Raw genomic sequence first — 227 nt, 5'->3', positions numbered from 1 at the left:
TTAGCATCCGCGCCCTCGCCCTGCCACACCAGGTTCATGCCGCGGCCGGTGCGGTCCGTGTAGCGGGTGATCAGGTGGTGCTGGTACTGGTAGGTCCACGCGGCGGCATTCTCGTCTTGTGCCAGCGTGAGGTCGCCCGCTTCGTCATAGCGGTACAGGCTCAGGCGGCGCAGGGGTTCGTGCTCGCCCATCAGCCACAGGCCGGTGATGCGGCCAGCATCGTCCAC

General features: G+C 67.4%; 1 protein-coding gene. It reads right to left on the bottom strand.

Features of this window, described 5'->3' with window-relative positions:
* Positions 1–227, bottom strand: a 227-nt coding sequence (locus DIE08_RS35900) for a hypothetical protein (protein WP_185715952.1), incomplete at both ends; no start/stop codon positions are given.

The organism is Burkholderia sp. Bp9004 (assembly GCF_003858025.1).
Taxonomy (GTDB): Bacteria; Pseudomonadota; Gammaproteobacteria; order Burkholderiales; family Burkholderiaceae; genus Burkholderia; species Burkholderia diffusa.
This window is presented reverse-complemented; position numbering and strand designations above follow the sequence as displayed.